Genomic DNA, 3354 nt, shown 5'->3' with positions numbered 1-3354 from the left:
TTCAGCGGTTTGGTCAGAGCAAGCGCTGGGTCTTGTAAGAACACATGTCAACGGCTGCTGCAGAGCGCTGTGGTGTCAATGGCGGTAGCCGTTGCAGAACACTATTGGGGCCTTGTGAACAACGAATGGAGAGTACCCTGCAGTCGTGTCAACCCTTGTGGGTTAGACCGTTAGTCGATGGCTACCTCGATGTAGCCACCCGGAATGGCGCCGTTGATAGCGGCAAGGACTGCCGGTATTGCACGTTGGATGCGAGGCCAGCTTGTAGAACGTAAGACGACAATGGACAGGCTTCTCGCGGCAAGGTTCTGCTGGTACTTCAGGTTCCTGTCTGTGGTCACGAAGACCGCGAAGCCAGCTTCTTCCGACAACGAGATGAGTTCACCGTTCGTCAGGTTCGCCCAGCCTCGCTCAAAGGCTGTTTCGACCAGGTGCTCGGCGAGCGAATGACGTAGCGGTGCAGGCGTTCCCTGGTCGAACAAGACTCGCGCATTCACGCAACCGCCAATGCGCTTCGTGCTGCGTGTTCAAGCACGGTACGCGCTTGCTCCATGGTGACCCCGGGGAACCACTCGACAAACTGGTGGACTGAAGCGTCGTCCTCAAGATTCTCGAACAAAGCGGCCACCGGCACTCGAGTGCCACAGAAGAGCCATGCACCGCTGACGCGTGCTGGGTCTCGCTCCACTGCAGGACAGGTGGACCAATCGATCATGAGCGCAATCGTAGCACCGATGGGCACATGCTGAAATACGCTCTCTGCTATAGCCAGGCAGCGGGGTCAGATCTAAAGCGAGGGCGCAGGGTCGCCGCTAACATTCCAACACTGGCAGCGCTTGGGCACTGGATTGATCTACGCCGCACAGATCGCGGCCATCGGCGTTTTCGGGATACTGGAAGAAAAGCGAGCTGGACAGGCCGGCCAAGCGAATGACCGAGTGCGCGGGGTCGACCAAGTGCGCGGGGTCGGGTCTTTCCTTTTTCTTGAATGAACGGCTTGATGAGTGAGGGCAGGCGACTGTCCTCTGGCCTACGCTCGGGTGTTGTGAGTTTTGCCGCCGCTGCGCCAAGTCGGGAGGGCGAAAGGAAAGACCCTGTGTGTGCAGGCTGCGGTTCACGCGCGCCAGAGCGATTCTGGCGCGCAGCCGCCATGTTGTTGGCCGACAGACTGCTTCCGCTGGCTTGAGGCCGGGACCCCCGGCAGCGCCGCGCGTGCCTTCTTCGCCCACGACAGCTATGCGAAACTCTTGGAAGCGATCCACCGGCGCGCCGCCCGTTACGCCTGGGCGCTGGCTCGCGCGGATCTTACGAGGCTTTTCCGCCCCCCTGCCCGCGCTTCAGTGGCGAGATGCGAATCATCGCGTTCCTCATCGATGGGGGCGCAATCCGCGACATCCTGACCCATCTCGGCGAGCCGTCGTCGCCGCTGCGCCTGATGCCCGCGCGCGGACCACTGCTCGGAGAGAGCAGGAAGAAGGACGACGAGCCGGTCGATCAGGAGGATCCGCAGGTTGAACGGGTCCCCGAATACGAATTCCAAGGTTGACGGCCATGCATCGGGCTTCATACACTTCTGAGGCGCCGTTGGATTTCCTGTCCGCTTTCAAACGAAGGGAGTATGAAGGCTATGTCCATGCAGCCAGCAGTCGAAGCCTACACGGTGCAGGATTACCTGCAATGGGAAGGCGATTGGGAGCTGATTCACGGCCAACCGGTTGCAATGGTCCCGTCGCCTAGCTTCGATCATCAGCAGCTAAGCGCCGCAGTATTTCGGCAACTCGACGAGTCGCTCGACGATTGCCCGCACTGCCAGGCGGTGTTTGAAATAGACGTGGAATTTGCGCAAGACACCGTCGTCCGACCCGACGTGCTGGTGATCTGCTACCAACCTGAAAGTGAACGGCTGACCCGCGCCCCTGATCTGATTTTCGAAGTCATCTCGCCCAAAACTACCCGGCGGGATGAAGTTGTCAAATTCGATCTTTACCGCACGGAAGGCGTGCCGCATTACGTGCTGGTCTACCCGGAAGCAAAAAAGGCCAAAGTGTGGTGGCTCGTAGACGGGGAATATCGCAAGGTAGGCGACTTTCACGACGAAACCCACTGTTTCGAACTGTCCAAATGCGCCTTCGATTTCGACTTCAGCCGCCTGTGGAAGCGCAAGGGCGGCCAAGCGTAAACGCCGCCCCGTTTGCACATGATCCCTTCGCCTGACGCTCAAACCGTACGGTCGGTGCGCCTTTTCGCGTTGGCACTTTCAGACTGGCCCAAAGACCAGGTGCTCAGCGTCGATTTCAGGCCAGCGTTTCAGCGGGATTCACTTCTGGTCGTTACCCGCGGACTGGAGGGTGAAGAGTCGCTGCGCTTGCCGCTGGCTGAGCCGTTCGAGATACAGATACACCACCGGCGTCAGTAACAAGGCCGGGGTCAGATCTAACAAGGCCGGGGTCAAACAAGGCCGGGTAGAGTAGAGGACAGGCTTTCGCCTGCCCTCCCTCATCAAACCGTGCATGCGATTCTCCCGCACACGGCTTTCCGATGCTCTTCACGCCAAGGCATGTGCATTGCCCCGTTTCACGTCTTGCCAGCGCGACTGAGGACGTCTAGCCTGCGCACTCAACCTTTGAGCGCGTAACGTGGGCGGTTTCTTGCTTGGCCCGGGCATACAGCTTCCTCTGTAGCGTCCTGATCGTATTCAGGGTGGTTAGCAACATGGCAATCCCTCGATCCTCTGCTCTTCGGTCGCACGAACAAAGTAGGGTCCCTTCCCTCGTCCAGGGTTATGATGTCCCTCGAACTCAAGCGGTACTATGAACCCCTCCGACTCCCGTCTGCGGCCACTGCGATTTCGTTGCCTTATACGCAGCAGTCGGTGGCCTCCCCACCCCGCAGACGGGTCTCCAGCACTGGGCAGTAAATCTTCGAGAACATGCCATCCCTGCTACCCCGGGAGTCGATGAGTGCCACTTCCGTTATTCCAGCACCCTTCCAACGGCCTTCCCCTTCTGACCACAGGGTCGGCTCCTCCACTTTGTTTACGAGGCTACTCATAGGTTCACTTCCGTTACGGCCTGCTCTCTTGCTGTTGGGAAACTCACGACCCCGTGTCGCCACGGCGCCGCTTCCTCATGCTACCGAGGCGTACGGACAACTCCCCGGACGGGACTTCAACCCGCTAGATTCCTTGGGTGAGAAATCTTGAAGCGGTTGAGTCAAATTGTGTTGAGTCAAGATTGTGTTATGCGGCGATTTTGGCGTTGTCGCACCATGAATGGACGGCTTTCTCGGCGGCCTTGTTAACGGCGTCGTCATTCCGTAGAAATCTGGCGTCGACAGTTTTGCAGCGTAGCCCGC

The 3354-nt window shown here is 59.0% G+C and carries 5 protein-coding genes; 2 read left to right on the top strand and 3 right to left on the bottom strand.

The window, feature by feature from the left end:
* Positions 1-170: 170 nt before the first annotated feature.
* Positions 171-482, bottom strand: a complete 312-nt coding sequence (locus ACCAA_RS04975) for a hypothetical protein (RefSeq protein ID WP_245754445.1) — start codon at positions 480-482, stop codon at positions 171-173.
* A gap of 11 nt (positions 483-493) precedes the next feature.
* Positions 494-715: a DUF433 domain-containing protein gene (locus ACCAA_RS04970; protein ID WP_186406128.1), complete on the bottom strand. Its 222-nt coding sequence runs from the start codon at positions 713-715 to the stop codon at positions 494-496.
* 633 nt (positions 716-1348) lie between these two features.
* On the opposite strand from ACCAA_RS04970, the gene ACCAA_RS04965 reads away from it, so the two are divergent.
* A complete protein-coding gene (locus ACCAA_RS04965; protein ID WP_186406127.1) occupies positions 1349-1546 on the top strand; it encodes a hypothetical protein in 198 nt (65 codons plus the stop codon).
* Between the two features lie 72 nt (positions 1547-1618).
* Entirely contained in the window at positions 1619-2179 is a 561-nt protein-coding gene (locus ACCAA_RS04960) for a Uma2 family endonuclease (RefSeq protein ID WP_245754444.1), read from the top strand.
* 138 nt (positions 2180-2317) lie between these two features.
* On the opposite strand, the gene ACCAA_RS22430 is transcribed toward ACCAA_RS04960, so the two are convergent.
* On the bottom strand, positions 2318-2440 hold the full coding sequence (locus tag ACCAA_RS22430) for a hypothetical protein (RefSeq protein ID WP_281193164.1): 123 nt from the start codon (positions 2438-2440) through the stop codon (positions 2318-2320).
* Positions 2441-3354: the final 914 nt, after the last annotated feature.

Origin of the sequence: Candidatus Accumulibacter aalborgensis (assembly GCF_900089955.1) — a bacterium.
GTDB classification, from domain to species: domain Bacteria; phylum Pseudomonadota; class Gammaproteobacteria; order Burkholderiales; family Rhodocyclaceae; genus Accumulibacter; species Accumulibacter aalborgensis.
Note: the sequence above shows the minus strand (reverse complement) of the source record. Positions and strands in the feature narration are given on the sequence as shown.